This is a genomic window from Kitasatospora sp. NPDC059146, from assembly GCF_042786665.1.
In the GTDB taxonomy this organism is placed as follows: Bacteria; Actinomycetota; Actinomycetes; order Streptomycetales; family Streptomycetaceae; genus Kitasatospora.
Genome location: NZ_JBHZCY010000004.1, coordinates 77,457 through 91,326 on the forward strand (window position 1 = coordinate 77,457; position 13,870 = coordinate 91,326).

Annotated in this window: 11 protein-coding genes; 5 read left to right on the plus strand and 6 right to left on the minus strand. The window is 71.3% G+C overall.

The window, feature by feature from the left end; genetic code table 11:
* Positions 1 to 9: 9 nt before the first annotated feature.
* The 4 genes from ACFXPX_RS02855 to ACFXPX_RS02870 are packed head-to-tail and all read right to left on the minus strand — an operon-like array spanning position 10 to position 4,281.
* Positions 10 to 1,125 carry a radical SAM protein gene (locus ACFXPX_RS02855; RefSeq protein ID WP_380639352.1) on the minus strand — a complete coding sequence of 372 codons (1,116 nt, stop codon included), beginning with the start codon at positions 1,123 to 1,125 and terminating at the stop codon, positions 10 to 12.
* Complete coding sequence (locus ACFXPX_RS02860; RefSeq protein ID WP_380639354.1) at positions 1,122 to 1,904, minus strand: nucleotidyltransferase domain-containing protein; 783 nt, start codon at positions 1,902 to 1,904, stop codon at positions 1,122 to 1,124. Before ACFXPX_RS02860 ends, ACFXPX_RS02855 begins: the two co-directional genes overlap by 4 nt.
* The gene (locus ACFXPX_RS02865) at positions 1,901 to 3,328 is read right to left on the minus strand and encodes an FAD-dependent oxidoreductase (RefSeq protein ID WP_380639356.1); all 1,428 of its coding nucleotides are present in this window, start codon (positions 3,326 to 3,328) and stop codon (positions 1,901 to 1,903) included. Before ACFXPX_RS02865 ends, ACFXPX_RS02860 begins: the two co-directional genes overlap by 4 nt.
* On the minus strand, positions 3,325 to 4,281 hold the full coding sequence (locus tag ACFXPX_RS02870; RefSeq protein ID WP_380639358.1) for a hypothetical protein: 957 nt from the start codon (positions 4,279 to 4,281) through the stop codon (positions 3,325 to 3,327). Before ACFXPX_RS02870 ends, ACFXPX_RS02865 begins: the two co-directional genes overlap by 4 nt.
* Before the next feature lie 519 nt (positions 4,282 to 4,800).
* Here ACFXPX_RS02870 and ACFXPX_RS02875 point away from each other — a divergent pair.
* Together ACFXPX_RS02875 and ACFXPX_RS02880 are read left to right on the plus strand one after the other, a co-directional pair.
* Positions 4,801 to 6,126 (plus strand): helix-turn-helix transcriptional regulator, encoded by a 1,326-nt coding sequence (locus ACFXPX_RS02875; protein WP_380639360.1) that lies wholly within the window; start codon positions 4,801 to 4,803, stop codon positions 6,124 to 6,126.
* Positions 6,127 to 6,324: 198 nt separating this feature from the next.
* Positions 6,325 to 6,738: an NUDIX hydrolase gene (locus tag ACFXPX_RS02880; protein ID WP_380639362.1), complete on the plus strand. Its 414-nt coding sequence runs from the start codon at positions 6,325 to 6,327 to the stop codon at positions 6,736 to 6,738.
* 225 nt (positions 6,739 to 6,963) lie between these two features.
* On the opposite strand, the gene ACFXPX_RS02885 is transcribed toward ACFXPX_RS02880, so the two are convergent.
* Positions 6,964 to 8,295 carry an MFS transporter gene (locus ACFXPX_RS02885; protein WP_380525205.1) on the minus strand — a complete coding sequence of 444 codons (1,332 nt, stop codon included), beginning with the start codon at positions 8,293 to 8,295 and terminating at the stop codon, positions 6,964 to 6,966.
* Positions 8,296 to 8,622: 327 nt separating this feature from the next.
* Between ACFXPX_RS02885 and ACFXPX_RS02890 the strand changes: the two genes are divergently transcribed.
* Entirely contained in the window at positions 8,623 to 10,275 is a 1,653-nt protein-coding gene (locus ACFXPX_RS02890; RefSeq protein WP_380639364.1) for a hypothetical protein, read from the plus strand.
* 61 nt (positions 10,276 to 10,336) lie between these two features.
* Here the strand turns inward: ACFXPX_RS02890 and ACFXPX_RS02895 are convergent, their stop codons facing one another.
* Positions 10,337 to 10,795 (minus strand): VOC family protein, encoded by a 459-nt coding sequence (locus tag ACFXPX_RS02895; RefSeq protein WP_375894462.1) that lies wholly within the window; start codon positions 10,793 to 10,795, stop codon positions 10,337 to 10,339.
* Positions 10,796 to 10,931: 136 nt separating this feature from the next.
* On the opposite strand from ACFXPX_RS02895, the gene ACFXPX_RS02900 reads away from it, so the two are divergent.
* Complete coding sequence (locus tag ACFXPX_RS02900) at positions 10,932 to 12,149, plus strand: hypothetical protein (protein ID WP_380639366.1); 1,218 nt, start codon at positions 10,932 to 10,934, stop codon at positions 12,147 to 12,149.
* 204 nt (positions 12,150 to 12,353) lie between these two features.
* Positions 12,354 to 13,853 carry an alkaline phosphatase PhoX gene (locus tag ACFXPX_RS02905; RefSeq protein WP_375894467.1) on the plus strand — a complete coding sequence of 500 codons (1,500 nt, stop codon included), beginning with the start codon at positions 12,354 to 12,356 and terminating at the stop codon, positions 13,851 to 13,853.
* Positions 13,854 to 13,870 lie beyond the last annotated feature (17 nt).

The window sequence follows — 13,870 nt, forward strand, 5'->3', positions numbered from 1 at the left end:
TCTCCCTTGTCAGCGCAGGGCGTGCAGCGAGTCGTCTTCGCGGGCACCCCAGGCGGAGACCGTCCACAGGATGCACAGCGGCGTGGTGTCGCGGTCGCAGGAGTAGAAACCCTCATCCCGGTAGGCGGGGATCTGGGAGTACGCGGGGCAGCCGCCGCCGCAGGTGCCGGTGTTGGGGCAGCCGGTGCACACCGGGTCGGTGGTGAGGTAGGCGTTGAGCTCGTTGTTCGGGTCGGGGTTCAGGACGAGCCGGTCGCCGTTGAAGGTGGCGTGGTGCCGGCCGTTGTCCATGAAGACGGGGCACGCGAAGACGGTGCCGTCCGGGTAGACGTGCGGCCGGTCGAGGGTGCGGGCGGGACAGCCGGGGTAACCACGGTCGAACCATGCCGCCTGGTCGCCGGCCTTGACGAAGGTGGGCGGGTAGTAGACCGCCAGGCGCGGCTCCGGCGGGAAGGCTTCGATCTCGGCGCAGAAGTCCATCCACTCGGTGGGGTTGAGCGGCTGGAGGAATCGGGCGCCGTTCCCCGTCTTGCCGAGGTTGTGGAAGCTGAGGGTGTGGGCGCCGAGTTCGGCGAGGAAGGGGATGAGGTCGAGGGCTCCTTCGCGGTTGGTCTGCGAGACGGTGCACATCACGCGGACCTGGTAGCCGAGTTCACGCGCCTGGGAGATGTGGCGGACGACCTTGTCGTAGTTGGTGGGGTTGCCGCGGATCTTGCGGTGGATGCGCGGGTCGGCGGACTCCAGGGAGAAGTTGAAGCTGCTCAGGGCACTCGGCGGGATCTTGCCGAACAGCTCGTCGTCGAAGTCGCCGTTGCTGCTGATGGTGACCTGGTAGCCGCGCTTGCGACCCTCGCTGACGATGGTGGGCAGCTCGGGGTGCATGGTGGGCTCGCCGCCGAGGAGGTAGAGCTTGTCGTGGCCTCCGGTGATCCGGAAGTAGTCCATGATCTTGATGGCGGTCTCGATGGTCATGGTGTTGGCGGCGTTGAGGCGGTCGTTGCCGACGTAGCAGGTCTTGCAGCGCAGGCCGCAGGCGGTGGTCGGGTAGAGGAAGACGAACCGTTCGCGGGTCTGGCGGTAGATCGGCGGCCTCGGGGTGGGCATGCCGAGGGAGACGCTGGTCATCGGGCTGGTCCTTCCGGTTCTGAGTGGAGGAAGGCGAGGCACTGGGCGGACAAGGGCGAGGCCAGAGCCGCGACAGACAGCGGGCAGGTGGCGCCGTCCGGCGGCGCGACGTTGACGGGGCTGCCGGGGTACAGGACTGCGGATCGGGCGGCCAGTTCGGTACCGAACCAGCGCTCCAGCCCGATTCCGACCGGTGTGTCGGTCCAGGAGTCCGTGGCGTCTCTGTCCTGCCACAGGCCGGCGAGCCGCTGTTGCGGGCTGCCGGATTGCAGGCGCAACCGGCCCTTGTGCTCCTGGACCCGGGGCATCGGCCAAGCGGAGAAGTAGGTCGCGGCCCGGGCTTCGAGCGCCGGCAGCAGGCCCGCCGGGTCGTGGACGGCGGTCTTCGGGTCGGTGAGGAACTTGAAGACCACGTCGCCCTTGCGGAACACCGACAGCGGACAGTCGGCGAGGTAGCACGCGGACCGCTGAACGGCGGGCACTGCCGCGATGCAGTGTTCCGTGAAGGCCAACAGGGTGTTGAGGGTGTCGAGGGTGAGGATCTCTCCGCAGTGGTCGAAGTCGAGGCCGGCGGCCTGGTGGACGTCGCGCAGACGTTCGGCGAGGAGCCGCTCCCGGTCGTGGTCGCTGCGAGCGGTGACGACGAAGAGGTCGATGTCGCTGGTCGTCTTGTCGCTGCCGCGTGCATACGAGCCGCCGACGAAGGAGCACAGGAGGTCGTCGCCGAAGATCTCGACGGCGGCTCGGCTGGCCGTTGAGACGGCCTGGGCGCCGGTCATGCGGCCAGCCCGGTAGTGCCGCCGGAGCGGTCGGCGATGGCCTCGGCCGCGGCGAGGCCGCCGACGGCGGCCTGGAGGATGCCCTGGGCCAGCCCGGTGCAGTCGCCGGCTGCGTACACACCGGGGGCCGTGGTCTCGAGGTTGTCGGTGAGGCTCAACTCATCCCAGAGGTTCTCCAGTTCGAGGCCGATCACGGCGATCTGGGCGGCGGCGTGGCTGGTCAGGGCGCTGCCGTTGAAGTAGGCCATCAGGTCTTCGAAGGCGTCACACAGAGCGGCGTGGATGGCCCGGGGCAGGATGCCCGCGAGGTCGGTGACCTGGTAGTCGCGAAGCGAGGGGTGGAAGCCGCTGAGTTCGGCGAACTGCTCAAGGCTGGTGCAGTCGAGGGCGCGGCTACGGAAGTCGGGGTACCACTGGAGGACGGGCTTGCCCGGCCGGTCGGTCCTCAGCCTCCGGTACGGCGCGAGGAGGTTCTCGTCGACCCAGGCTGTGGTGCGCGGAGTACCGTCGGGGGCTCGTAGCTGTGCCAGCAGGGCGAAGTTCGCGGTGCTGCCCGTCTTTGCCTCGGGGATGATATGGCCGTCGAGGAGCGTGTGGTCGCCGTAGTCCGTGAACTTGATTCGGCCGCCGCCCGGTCCGGCGCAGTAGCAGAACGTCTTGATCTTCACGCCGTTGGTGAGGATGGTGGTCTTGAAGTCCTCGTGGATGTCGGACCCGCGACGCAGGAGCGCCGTCGGGGCCTCGAAGCGGACTCCCACGGAGGGAGCGGGCGCGGAGTAGGAGAGTTCGAGGCGCCGAAGAGCCTGCTGCCACCAGCGCTGGCCGCGCCGTCCAACTGCGACGACCACCGAACTCGCGTGCACAGTCTCGCTGGTGCCGGCATGCCCCGCAGTCTCGGCTTGCCACCCATGTCCTAGCGGACGGAGGGACGTGACCTGTGTCTGCATCCGCAACTCGGTGCCCGGGGCGGCTGTGATGCGGTGGTGGAGCCGTTCGATCAGCGTGCGGACCTGCTCCGCGCTGAGCGAGGCCACCGGGTAATCCTTGACCTTGAACGGGCCGTCGGTGGGGCGTGCTCCGCGGAAGGCAGGCTGCTCCGCACCGCACAGTCGCCGCACGGCCCGGTCGGCGAGGGCTGCGGCCCGTTCGGTGCCGAGGAGTTCGGCGAGGCGCCTGCCGCTGGGGAACTGCGAGAGCTTGACCCCGTCCCCGTAGTGGATGGAGCCGCCGAATCCGGAGATCACGTTGCAGATGCCCTTGCACCCGTTGCAGGAGTGCATGAGGTCCACCGGGCAGGTCCGACGCTGGTAGAGGCGGCCGGCGTCGACCAGCAGCACCCTGGCTCCGTTCTCAGCGAGGCGATCGGCGGCGACCAGCCCAGCGGGGCCGGCGCCGATCACCAGAGTGTCGACGATCGTGGTCAACTGCATCCTCCATAGTGGTTCTCGATCCAGGAGGAGGCCGCGCGAGCGGCCTCGATGGTTGGTCGGTTGCCGTCCTCGATGAGGTCGGTGACGGCCGGGTGATGCAGGTGCTGGTAGTTCGGACGCTCATGCAGGACGGGCGTCGCGCACAGGTCGACGACCAGCCGGCGTCCGGTGGCGTCCACGAGGCGAGTGATGTGGTCGCGGTACTGCGGTGTGAGCCCGGACGTCGCGAGCACCAGGTCGAAGCCGCTGTCCCGAACGGTGTCGGGCAGGTCCGTGATCCGTAGAACAGTCGTCCCGGCGGACCCGGTCCGCAGGAGCCGACGAAGCTTTTGGGGGTTGCGGGTCAGGAGGAAGACGCGGCGATCATCGCCGAGTTCATGTGCGACGGCTTGGGCGAGCATGCCGCCCCCGACCACGACCAGGTTGCTCGACTGAGCTGTCGACACTCCCAGCAGGGTTCGGGCGAGGTCGCGGTAGTCGAGTCGAGCGCGGAGACCGAAGCGGCGCCGCGCCTGGTCGGCTAGCAGGAGCACCTCTGCTCCCGCCGGCCGAAGCGGATGGTCAGTGGGCAGCCGGTCGAAGGCCGCATGCACCTGCTGGAAGACGAGCTGTTCCCCGAGGATCAGCGACATCGTGCCTGCGGCGATCTGGGTCAGTCGGGAGGCGGCGGCGTCGTGGCCAGTGATCCTCCGGCTGAGCCGGATCGAGAGCGGCGCGGTGGCCACCATGGCAGGTTCCGCCTCGTACCACTCGACGCGGTGGCAGGTGCGCAGCAATAGCCCGGTCGCCGAGCTCGTACCGACCGCGCCGTCCAACTGTTGGAACGACGCTCCCAATTCACCGAGCGAGTTCGTGGTGGCGTCGTTGAAGGCGCACCATGCAATCCGGCCTATGGCATGTGCTGAGCTGGTCCTGCCTTCGAGCGGTGGATCAGCTGTCTGGGTCATGAGTACCTCCTCAGTTCCACTGCTCTGGCGCTGGCTAGAAACGCCGTCGATGAATGGGGGCCGCGGACAGCCAAGGCGAGAGCGCGGGGCACCCGGTGATACGAAGTGGTGGTGCCGCGCCCTATCTCTGGCGCTTGGCCTCATCCAGCGTGAGACGGACACGCTTTCCCGTGAGCAGGGGGCAGAATTCGAGCCTCGCGGCCAGCCATGCCGGTGGGCTTGTCCCACAGGTGGGTGACCATGACCGCCCGAGTGCGGGGGGGGGATCAGCTTCTCAATCCGGTTCGGGTCGATGTCGCCGTCCGCTCGGGTCTCGCACAGCACCGGCACTGCACGGAGGTGGAACAGCGGCGAGGCGGTGGCGTGGAGACTCCTTCCGCTTCATGAAGGAACTTCTTCGGTGCACGAAGAGTAGAGCCCAACTCACGGCCACCAACCAGGCTTTGTCTGTAGTCCCGGGGTGGTCCCGGCATCGCTTGCAGTAAGCTCGCGGTCACTGTCGATGATGGGATTGGTCTCGTGGACGACCAGATCCGGCACCCCCTCGCGTACGCCCGCGCGCTTCGCGGCTGGTCCCAGACCGACCTCGCGGCCCGCATCCACCACGCCGCCAGGAGCAGGCCCGAAGGCCTTCGCTCCGGCACCGACAAGGCCGCCGTCAGCAAGTGGGAGAACTGGCGCAAGACGCCCAGCATCGAATCCCAGCTCCTGATCGCTGAAGCCTTCGACGTCCCGATCGCCGACCTGGAAGCCTTCGAGTGGCCCCACTGGCTGCCCGGCCAGGAACAACCGGTGCCGCTCGGGGCGGCATCCACCGTTCACGCACTTCGAGACGCACAGAGAGCCGCCATGGACCATCGCCGCCGCACCTTCATGACCTTCAGCGCGCTTGCGCTGGCCGGGCTCTCGGCCCAGTGGGCCGTCCTCGAACCCGACCGGCTCACCACTGCTCTGAACGGCAATCGCGTCGACGCCGAACTGGTCGACTGGCTGGAAGACACCAGTGCCAAGTTGACCGCCTTGCCCACCGAACAGCGCCAGCACACGTCCAAGCTGATCGATGCTCAGCTCGACACCGTGATCGACCTGCTGGAACACGGTCGCTACACCGAACCCGTCGGCCGGCGGCTTCACCTGCTGGCCGCCTCCCTGGCCAGCACCTGCGGTTGGCACCGCTTCGACCAAGGGCATCACTTCGCGGCGGGCAAGCTCTGGAACGCTGCGCTCACCAACGCGCACGCCGCCCGCGACCGCGACCTCGGCGCCGGTATCCTCTCCGACTTCGCCTACCAGTCGATCTGGCTCACCCAGCCCGATGCCGCCGTCGAACCGCTCAGCCAGGCGCTCATCCACACCCGGCACCCCACCGCCCGGTCCCTGCTCTACCTCCGCCGGGCCCGCGCACACGCCGCCCTTGGTGCTTCCTCCGACTGTCACCGCGACCTCACCGCCGCCGAGGCGGCCTTGCTGACCGACAGCCCCGACCCGGCCCCAGGCTGGTGCCGGTGGATGAGCGCGGCAGACCTGGCCGTCGACTCCGGCCAGTGCATGCTCGACCTCCGCCGTCCCGGCGAAGCGCACGCCCGCATCGACGAGGGCATGAGCCTGTTGCCACGCTCCCGCGACAAGACCCGCGGGATCTTCCTGGCATACGAGGCCCGCAGCCTCCTACAGGCACGCGAGGTCGAACAGGCCCTCGCCGTCACGAACCAGTCCCTCGACCTCGCCACCCGGATCGGTGCCGAACGGTGCGTCACCCTGGTACGCGAACTCGCCCCGGTGTTCCAGTCCTACCGCCAGGTCGACGGCGTCGACGACCTCATGGATCGCCTCAAGGCGAGCTGACGCTGGCTGAGTGCGGTGATCCGCTCGATCCGCTGAGCCACTCCACGCCGAAACCTCTTGTTCGGAATGTTCGTGCGGCAGCCAACAATGACGCTGTCGAGGACATCGACGTGATGTGGTTTCTTCGAAACTTGGTGGCCTGCTTCATCGACGCCGATACGATTCCCCACCCGTCCACGCTGTCCTGGAGGAGCAGACGTGACACAGCAGAGTGCGGAGGAACGCTCGGGAATTGCCGCCGCGGTCGTGGTCCAGGAAGGCCGCGTCCTGATGGTGAGGCGGCGGGTCGGTGAGGGCCAGCTGTCTTGGCAGTTCCCGGCCGGTGAGATCGAGGCTGGTGAGTCGCCCGAGGAGGCGGCGGTTCGCGAGACGGCGGAGGAGACCGGACTGGGTGTGGCCGTCGTCGGTTTCCTGGGTGAGCGGGTGCACCCGAAGTCGGGCCGGCTGATGTCATACGCGGCCTGCGAGGTCGTTGGCGGCACCGCCGAGGTGGTGGATTTGGACGAACTGGACGCTTTCGCGTGGGTGGCACTTGCCGAGATCCCCGAGTACGTGCCGTACGGGCTGTTCGAGCCGGTGCAGGCATACCTGGACATCGCGCTCACTGCCTGACAGGTGCGTAGCCGTGCTGCATCAGCTCCACATGCCGCCTGGCGCGGTGAAGCCCAGGGGCGGGCACCCGCCGGGAGGCGGGTGGGGGGTGGATGGTGGGGAACGGTGGTAGGGCTGATCCACGGAGCGGATGATGCGCGGGTGTTCGCCCGGGGCCGGGAACGCCGCTGCCCGGGACTTCCGAAGGGGAAGTCCCGGGCAGCCGTGGTTGTGCGTGGGCGGGGGTCAGGCCGTCTTGGGCTTGCGGGCGATGGTGAGGGCGAGGGCGGCGCAGAGGACGGCGGCGAGGGTGGCGAAGCCGCTGACGGCGGGGAGGAGGCCGTAGGTCTGGACGAGGGCGCCGACGGCGATGACGGGGGCGGAGCTGCCGAGGTAGACGATGATCCAGAGGGAGCTCAGTTCGGAGCCCCGGCGTTCCGGGTTCATCGCGGCGACGGCGGTGGTGAACAGGGAGCGGAAGGCGACGCCCTGGCAGACGCCGCCGAGGACGCTGCCGATGAAGAGCAGCGCGGGTGTGTCGGTGTAGCCGGCGGCGACGACCAGGCCCAGGCCGGCGGCCAGGCCGGTCATGCCGAGGGCGATCACCGTACGGTCGGCGGTCGGCGGGATGATCAGCTGGGCGAGGGCCGAGGAGCCGAGCAGCAGGGCGGCCACGATCGCGCCGGTCAGGTGCGAGGGGGTGTGCAGCAGCTTGGCGGAGAAGGCAGGGGCGAGAGCCAGGTAGACGCCGAAGACCCCGTACGAGATGAAGCCCGCGGTGGCGGCGAGCAGGAACTCGCGGCGGCCGGTGCGCGGCAGCCGCAGGCGCTGCGGGCGCAGGTGGGCCGGGGTGGTGATCCGGGGCGGGGAGGCCGGCGGGCGGTTGCGGCCGGGCATCCGCGGGTGGACCAGGGCCAGTGGCACGCAGAGCGCCAGCAGGGCGACGGCGTGCAGCAGGAAGGGCGTCAGCAGCGGGTCCGAGCCGCCGGCGAGCAGGGCGCCGACCACCGGGCCGAGCGCGACGCCTCCGGCGGAACAGGCCAGGGTGAGCTTGGGGGCCAGCGCCGGGTGGTCGGGCAGCAGGTCGCCGAGGGCGGCCCCGGCTGCGCCGGTGGACAGGCCGACGGCGATGCCCTGGACGGCCCGGCCGACCGCGAGCTGCCAGAAGCTGCCGGCGGTGGCGAAGACGAGGTCGCCGGCGGCGGCCAGGGCGACGGCGGGCAGGATCAGGGCGCGGCGGCCGAGGTGGTCGGACCAGTGGCCGACCACGGCCAGTACGGGGAGCAGCGCGAACACGTAGATCGTGAAGAGGATCGTGGTGTCGAGCGGTCCGAGGCCGAGGCGCTGCTGGAGGAGCGGGTAGATCGGCGTCGCCAGGTTGGCACCGATCAGCATCAGCAGCAGGGCGCCGGCGACCAGGCCGACGCGTATGCCGCGCAGCGCGTTCCAGCGGCTGATCGCGGCGAGCTGGAGCTGGGCGCGGGGCGCGAGCTCCAGGGGGAGCAGGGCCTCCGACAGTCGGCGTCCGTCGAGCTGCGCGGTGCGCAGCACGGAGCCGGCGGGGGAGAGGTCCGCCATGGCAGGGGTCTCCTGTGGCCGGGCGCCACCGGGGTCGGCTGGGTGTGCCGGCGCGCCCGTCCTGAGGCTCTGTGGTGGTGGCCGCGGTGCGGGGCTCCCTGGTGGAGCGGGTGAGCTGAGAGAAGGGGCTTCGTTGCCCGGTGGCCCGCGCGGGGTTGTGCGCGGTGCCAAAGCGAAGGATAAGGGGTGGGCGCGTGGAAGCGGCGCGCGCCCCTTTGCGCGCCCTGTGAGGCCGGGCATCGGGGGTGCCCGGCCTATACGCTGAGGTGGTAGATCGACACGCGGAGCTGTTCGAGCTGACCGCTGGCTGAGGGAGAGCACACGACGATGGCCGGACGACGTCGGAAGAACACGGGGGCGGGGGCTTCGGCCGGAGAGGGCGCGGCCGAGGCGGTCCTGCCCGCGGACCTGGAGCTCCAGGACCTCTACGGGGCGTTCGCCGCGCACGGTCTGGACGACGAGGACCTGGACGACGCGGCGATCCTGGTGCCGCCGGTGAAGCTGCCCGCGGAGCAGGAGCTGGCCGAGCAGGCGAAGGCCGTGCCGATGTTCGGCTACGCGCTGGCGCTGGCCCGCTGGGCGTCCCCGCACCGGGTGGTGGACGAGTTCGGGGACCTCGTCCAGGAGGACCGGGCGCCGGTCGCCCGGCTGCTCGGGCTAGCCCCGGCCGAGGGCGAGGTGCCGGAGGAGGCCGAGGTCGAGGCGCTGCGGGCCTGGTCGCTGGCCTGCGACCTGGACCTGGTGGAGCTGGGCACGACCAAGGAGGGCGAGCACGTCGCCGTCCCGGGCCCGGACCTGGAGCCCGCTGAGCGCGGGGACGCGGAGACCGTCCTGGAGCTGTGGCTGACCGCCGCCGGGATCGTCCGGGAACTGGCGGTGGAGGCGGACTCGCTGCCGGAGCAGGACGAGGCGGCGGAAGCGTCGGCGGACCAGGCGGACCAGGCGGACCGGGACGACGCGGACGAGGACGACGAGGACGGCCTGAGCGAGGTCGAGGAGGCCCGGGACGCCGCCGCCGAGCTGCTCGACGAGGCGCTCCAGGTGCTGTACGAGACCACCGCCTTCGCCGACCCGGGCAACGAGACGGTGCCGCTGGGCGTGCTCGCCGCGCTGCTGGTGGTGCCGGAGGGCGAGGAGCCGAGCGAGGAACTGCTCGGCGACATCACCGACGTGATGGTCGCGCTGGACCCGATGCTGGGCGACCTCGCCGAGCTGGGCCTGCTGGAGTACCGGCCGATCGACCCGGAGCTGTTCGACGAGGAGGAGGGCGAGGAGCCCGCCCTCGTCGGGGAGGCGCCGCTGGACGAGGAGGAGTCGGCCCGCTTCGGGCTGGTCCGGCTCACCCCGCTCGGCCAGTACGGCATCCGGCAGTGGCTGCTGGAGGACGGTTACGACGCCCCGCTGGTCGGCGAGCTGGCCCAGGGGGACGCCGCCGAGCTGCTGCGCGGGGTGTGCGAGGCGGCCAACGTGCTGCCGGAGGAGGAGCTGCGGGCTTGGGTGGCCGGCCGGGAGCCGGAGCCGGCGGCGCGCGAGCTGCTGGCGGCGGCGCGCGGCGACGACGCGTACGGTCCGCTGCGCCGGATGCTGTGCGTCTCGGCGCTGAACCTGCTGGGGGCGGGCGCCGAGCCCGCCGCCCGGGAGGTGCTGGACGACCCGGAGCTCGGCGGTGCGGTGCGGGCCTGGCTGTCCGCGCTGGGCGCGACGGACGTGCCGGTGCCGGAGCGGACGATGGCGCTGTGGACGGTGGTCGACACCTTCGCCGCCCAGCTGCTGGACAGCGGCGGCGACGCGGCGCTGCTGCGCGAGCTGATCACCGACCTGCCGGTGAAGGGCGACCCGGCGTCGTGGTTCGGTGAGCTGTGGCGGGTCGACCACCCGTACACGGCGGACGTCCTGGAGGCGATCGGCGAGCTGCACACGGACCGGGCGCTGGCCAAGGAGGCGCGCAAGGCGGCCTTCAAGGCCCGGTCGAAGGGCTGACGAGGCGCTGAGGAAGGGCTGAGGAGGGGCGGGCGAGGACGGCGGAGGGGCGGACGACGGGCTACGGGAGGTCCAGCGAGCCGTCCTCGGTGAAGGGGAAGAACGGGTTGTGGGCCAGCTCCCACAGGTGCCCGTCCGGGTCCTCGAAGTAGCCGGAGTAGCCGCCCCAGCTGGTCGGGACCGGCGGCTTGACCACCACGGCGCCGGCCTCGACCGCGGTGCGCAGCGCGGCGTCCACCAGGGCGGGGGACTCCAGGTTCACCGCCAGGGTGACGCCGCGGAAGGAGGGTTCGCCGGTCGCGGGTACGCCCGCGTCGGCGGCCAGCTCCTCGGAGGGGAAGAGGCCCAGCACCGAGTCGGAGGTGCGGAACCAGACGATCTCCGGGCTGGAGGCGGCGGAGCGCCGCCAGCCGAGGTCCTGGTAGAACCGGGCGCTGCGGTCGAGGTCGGAGACGCCGAGGGTGACGATGCTGATCCGGGCGGGGAAGGCGGGCTGGGCTGCGTCGTTCTGTGCTGTCATGCCGCCAGCGTAGGGAGGGCTGCTGACATCGTGGCCGACGGACACGGCCACCGCCCCCGTACGGCAGCGGAGCTGATGACCCGGCAGCTCCCGGCACGTAAAGTGGCGTCAGCGGTGCGGGCGCGAGGACTCGGGGGTGCGGCAGAGGATGGTGCGGGAGAGCGGCGGAAGGCCCCAGGAGTGGAACGTCGAGCGGTCGGGGCCGGAGCGGTCGGGCGGGCCGGAGCGCTTCGCCGGCCAGGAGGACTTCTCCCGCCGGACCCTCGCCACGGTGGACTTCCCGGTGTACGGCGTGGCCGGGCCGCCCGGCCGGGGCGAGGCGCTCGCGGCCTTCGAGACCTGCGGCGGTGAACTGCGCTGGGTCGAGGTGCAGTGCGGTGACTGGACCACCGCGGCCGGGCCGTACGTGACCGTGCGGACGTACCGGCCGGGGGCCGACGGCTGTGAGGTGCTGCCCGAGCTGGAGGACGTGGTCGAGGACGAACGGGACCGCGTCTACGAGCAGTTGGGCGTGGACGAGGGCGACGGGCCGGGCCGGGTGCGGACGCTGCGGGAGTGGATCACCGTGGACGGTGAGCCCTGCGCGGTGGAGGTGCACGAGGACCGGCCGGTGCCCGGCGGGGCGGTGGTCGGCGGGGCCCCGGGCGGTGCGGCAGCCGGCGCGGCCTCGGGCGGGCCGGAGGTCGCCGGGCCGGTGTGGGCCGTCCGGTTGCGGGTCGACGGGCAGGCCGTCACGGTGTGCGGGCGCGGGCTGCCCCCCGGCGGGGTGGAGCTCGCCGGGATCGGGGACTTCGACTGCTACCTGCGCGGGCGCACCGAGCTGCTGCGCGACCTGGCCTCCCGGCGGGCCCGCTACGTCCCGGTCGAGGAGCGTGAACTGCCAGCCGTCGCGGGGCTGGAGGCGCACCGGGAACTGATCGCCCAGAGCATCGCGGAGGCCGCCGCGATCGAGGCGCAGGTGCGGGTCGGGCGGACGCCGCGGCTGCCGCGCGGGCTGCGCGGGGACGTCTGCGCGGTGCGCTGGGAGGCGGCGGTGCGCCAGCAGATGCGGCTCGCCACGGAGACCCGGGAGGAGGCCGCGGCGGCGGTGACCTCGATGGTCAACCACCTCAACCGGCTGTCCCAGCAGACGCACTGGCTGATCGGCACGCCGCAGGGCGAGGCGGCGGTCGAGGAGGTGGTCCGGTACACCGTGTTCGCCAGCGAGGTGGCGAGTATGCCGGCGCAGCGGGCCTGGGAGCAGCTGTGGCGGGAGCGTCCGGGGACGGCCGGGTCGGGCACCCCGGAGGAGCACCGGCTGGTGGAGCAGCTGTGGCTGGCGGCCTGGGAGCAGTGGCGGACCGGGCGGGGCTGACCCGCCTTCGACCGGCTCGCGCTCGACCGATCCGGACACGGCTGACCCGCGTTCGGTAAAGCGCGGGTCATGTGTAGGTCATCGGTTGGCAAATGGTCGCCTCGTCGTGCGGTGGGCGTCATGCCGGGTTCACCCCTGCGGCGGAGTCTGCTGGGCGTCGACGACCTGCCTCGACGCCCGTACACCCCCCCAGGAGTTGCTGCCATGTCGCTGTCCCGTCGGGACTTCGTCAACCGTTCCACCCTCGTCGGGGCCGGCGTGCTGATCGCCGGCGGTGCCGAGGCGCTGGCCAGCGCCCCCGGTGCGATCGCCGCGCCGGTCGGCGGCGAGGCCCCGGTCGCCGCCGCGGCCGGTGCCGCCGGGACCAACGCGGCGGGCGGCGCCGCGATCGGCTACGGCCCGCTGGTGCCGGACCCGGCCGGGCTGCTCTCGCTGCCCGCGGGCTTCTCGTACAAGGTGCTCAACCGGGCCGGGCAGACCCGGCTGCGCACCGGCGAGTTCACCCCGAGCAACCACGACGGCACGTCCGCCTTCGAGGACGAGCGCGGCGGCAACCTGATGGTGGTCAACCACGAGCTGTCCGGCGCCCGGGCCAACTGGCCGCACCCGGTGCCGCTGACCGAGGGGCACGTCTACGACCCGGGCGCGGCTGGCGGCTGCACGATCGTGCACGCCAAGCGGGACGGCTCGGTCGAGCAGTGGGTCGGCATCGCCGGCACCGCCACCAACTGCGCGGGCGGGGTGACCCCGTGGGGTACCTGGCTGTCCGGCGAGGAGACCGAGGACAAGGCCGGCAAGAACGGCTTCACCAAGGACCACGGCTACGTCTTCGAGGTCGACCCCTTCGACGACGACTACAACCGCGACCCGCAGCCGGTGAAGGCCTTCGGCCGGTACGCCCACGAGGCCGTGGTCGTGGACCCCAAGCGCGGTCACGTGTACCTCACCGAGGACGCCTCCAACCCGAACGGCCTGCTGTTCCGCTGGACCCCGCCGGCCGGCTTCCGGCACGGCCGGTACCAGCTGCGCAAGCTCGCCGCCGACGCCGGCGTGCTGGAGGCCTTCAAGGTCTTCGACGCCCAGGGCAGGTTCGTCGACGACCTCTCCCGGGCCACCAAGGTCGGCACCGTCTACGGCGCCGACTGGGTCAAGGTGCAGGACCGCGACGCCCGGACCGTCTCGGTGCGCAAGCAGTTCAAGGAGGGCGAGGTCACCCGGGCCCGCAAGCTGGAGGGCATGTGGTGGGGTGACGGCGGCTTCTACTTCGTCTCCAGCTACGCCCGTTCGGAGAGCCCGCTGCAGCACGACGGCCAGGTGTGGTTCTACAACCCGGCGCGTCGCACCATCACCCTCAAGGTGCTGCTGGGCGTCAACGACGACGTCCTGGGCGACCACGACAACTACGACGGCCCGGACAACATCACCGTCTCGCCGTACGGCGGCATCGTGATCGCCGAGGACGGCAACGGGATCTCGCACCTGTTCGGCGCCACCGAGGACGGGCTGGTCTACCCGATCGCCCGCAACGAGCTGAACATCGGCAGCGCGGCCAAGCCCGAGTTCAGCGAGTTCACCGGGGTGACCTTCTCGGACGACGGCCGGACCCTCTTCGCCAACATCCAGGAGCCGGGCATCCAGCTGGCGATCAGCGGGCCGTGGCGCCGGCTGAACGAGCACAAGCGCGGCCAGGGGTACGGAGCCTGACGGATCATCAGTCAGGC

Coding starts and splice junctions, on each gene's coding strand:
- ACFXPX_RS02855 (WP_380639352.1), bottom strand. CDS start 1,125: ATGACCAGCGTCTCCCTCGGCATGCCCACCCCGAGGCCGCCGATCTAC.
- ACFXPX_RS02895 (WP_375894462.1), bottom strand. CDS start 10,795: ATGACAGCACAGAACGACGCAGCCCAGCCCGCCTTCCCCGCCCGGATC.
- ACFXPX_RS02870 (WP_380639358.1), bottom strand. CDS start 4,281: ATGACCCAGACAGCTGATCCACCGCTCGAAGGCAGGACCAGCTCAGCA.
- ACFXPX_RS02860 (WP_380639354.1), bottom strand. CDS start 1,904: ATGACCGGCGCCCAGGCCGTCTCAACGGCCAGCCGAGCCGCCGTCGAG.
- ACFXPX_RS02890 (WP_380639364.1), top strand. CDS start 8,623: ATGGCCGGACGACGTCGGAAGAACACGGGGGCGGGGGCTTCGGCCGGA.
- ACFXPX_RS02885 (WP_380525205.1), bottom strand. CDS start 8,295: ATGGCGGACCTCTCCCCCGCCGGCTCCGTGCTGCGCACCGCGCAGCTC.
- ACFXPX_RS02905 (WP_375894467.1), top strand. CDS start 12,354: ATGTCGCTGTCCCGTCGGGACTTCGTCAACCGTTCCACCCTCGTCGGG.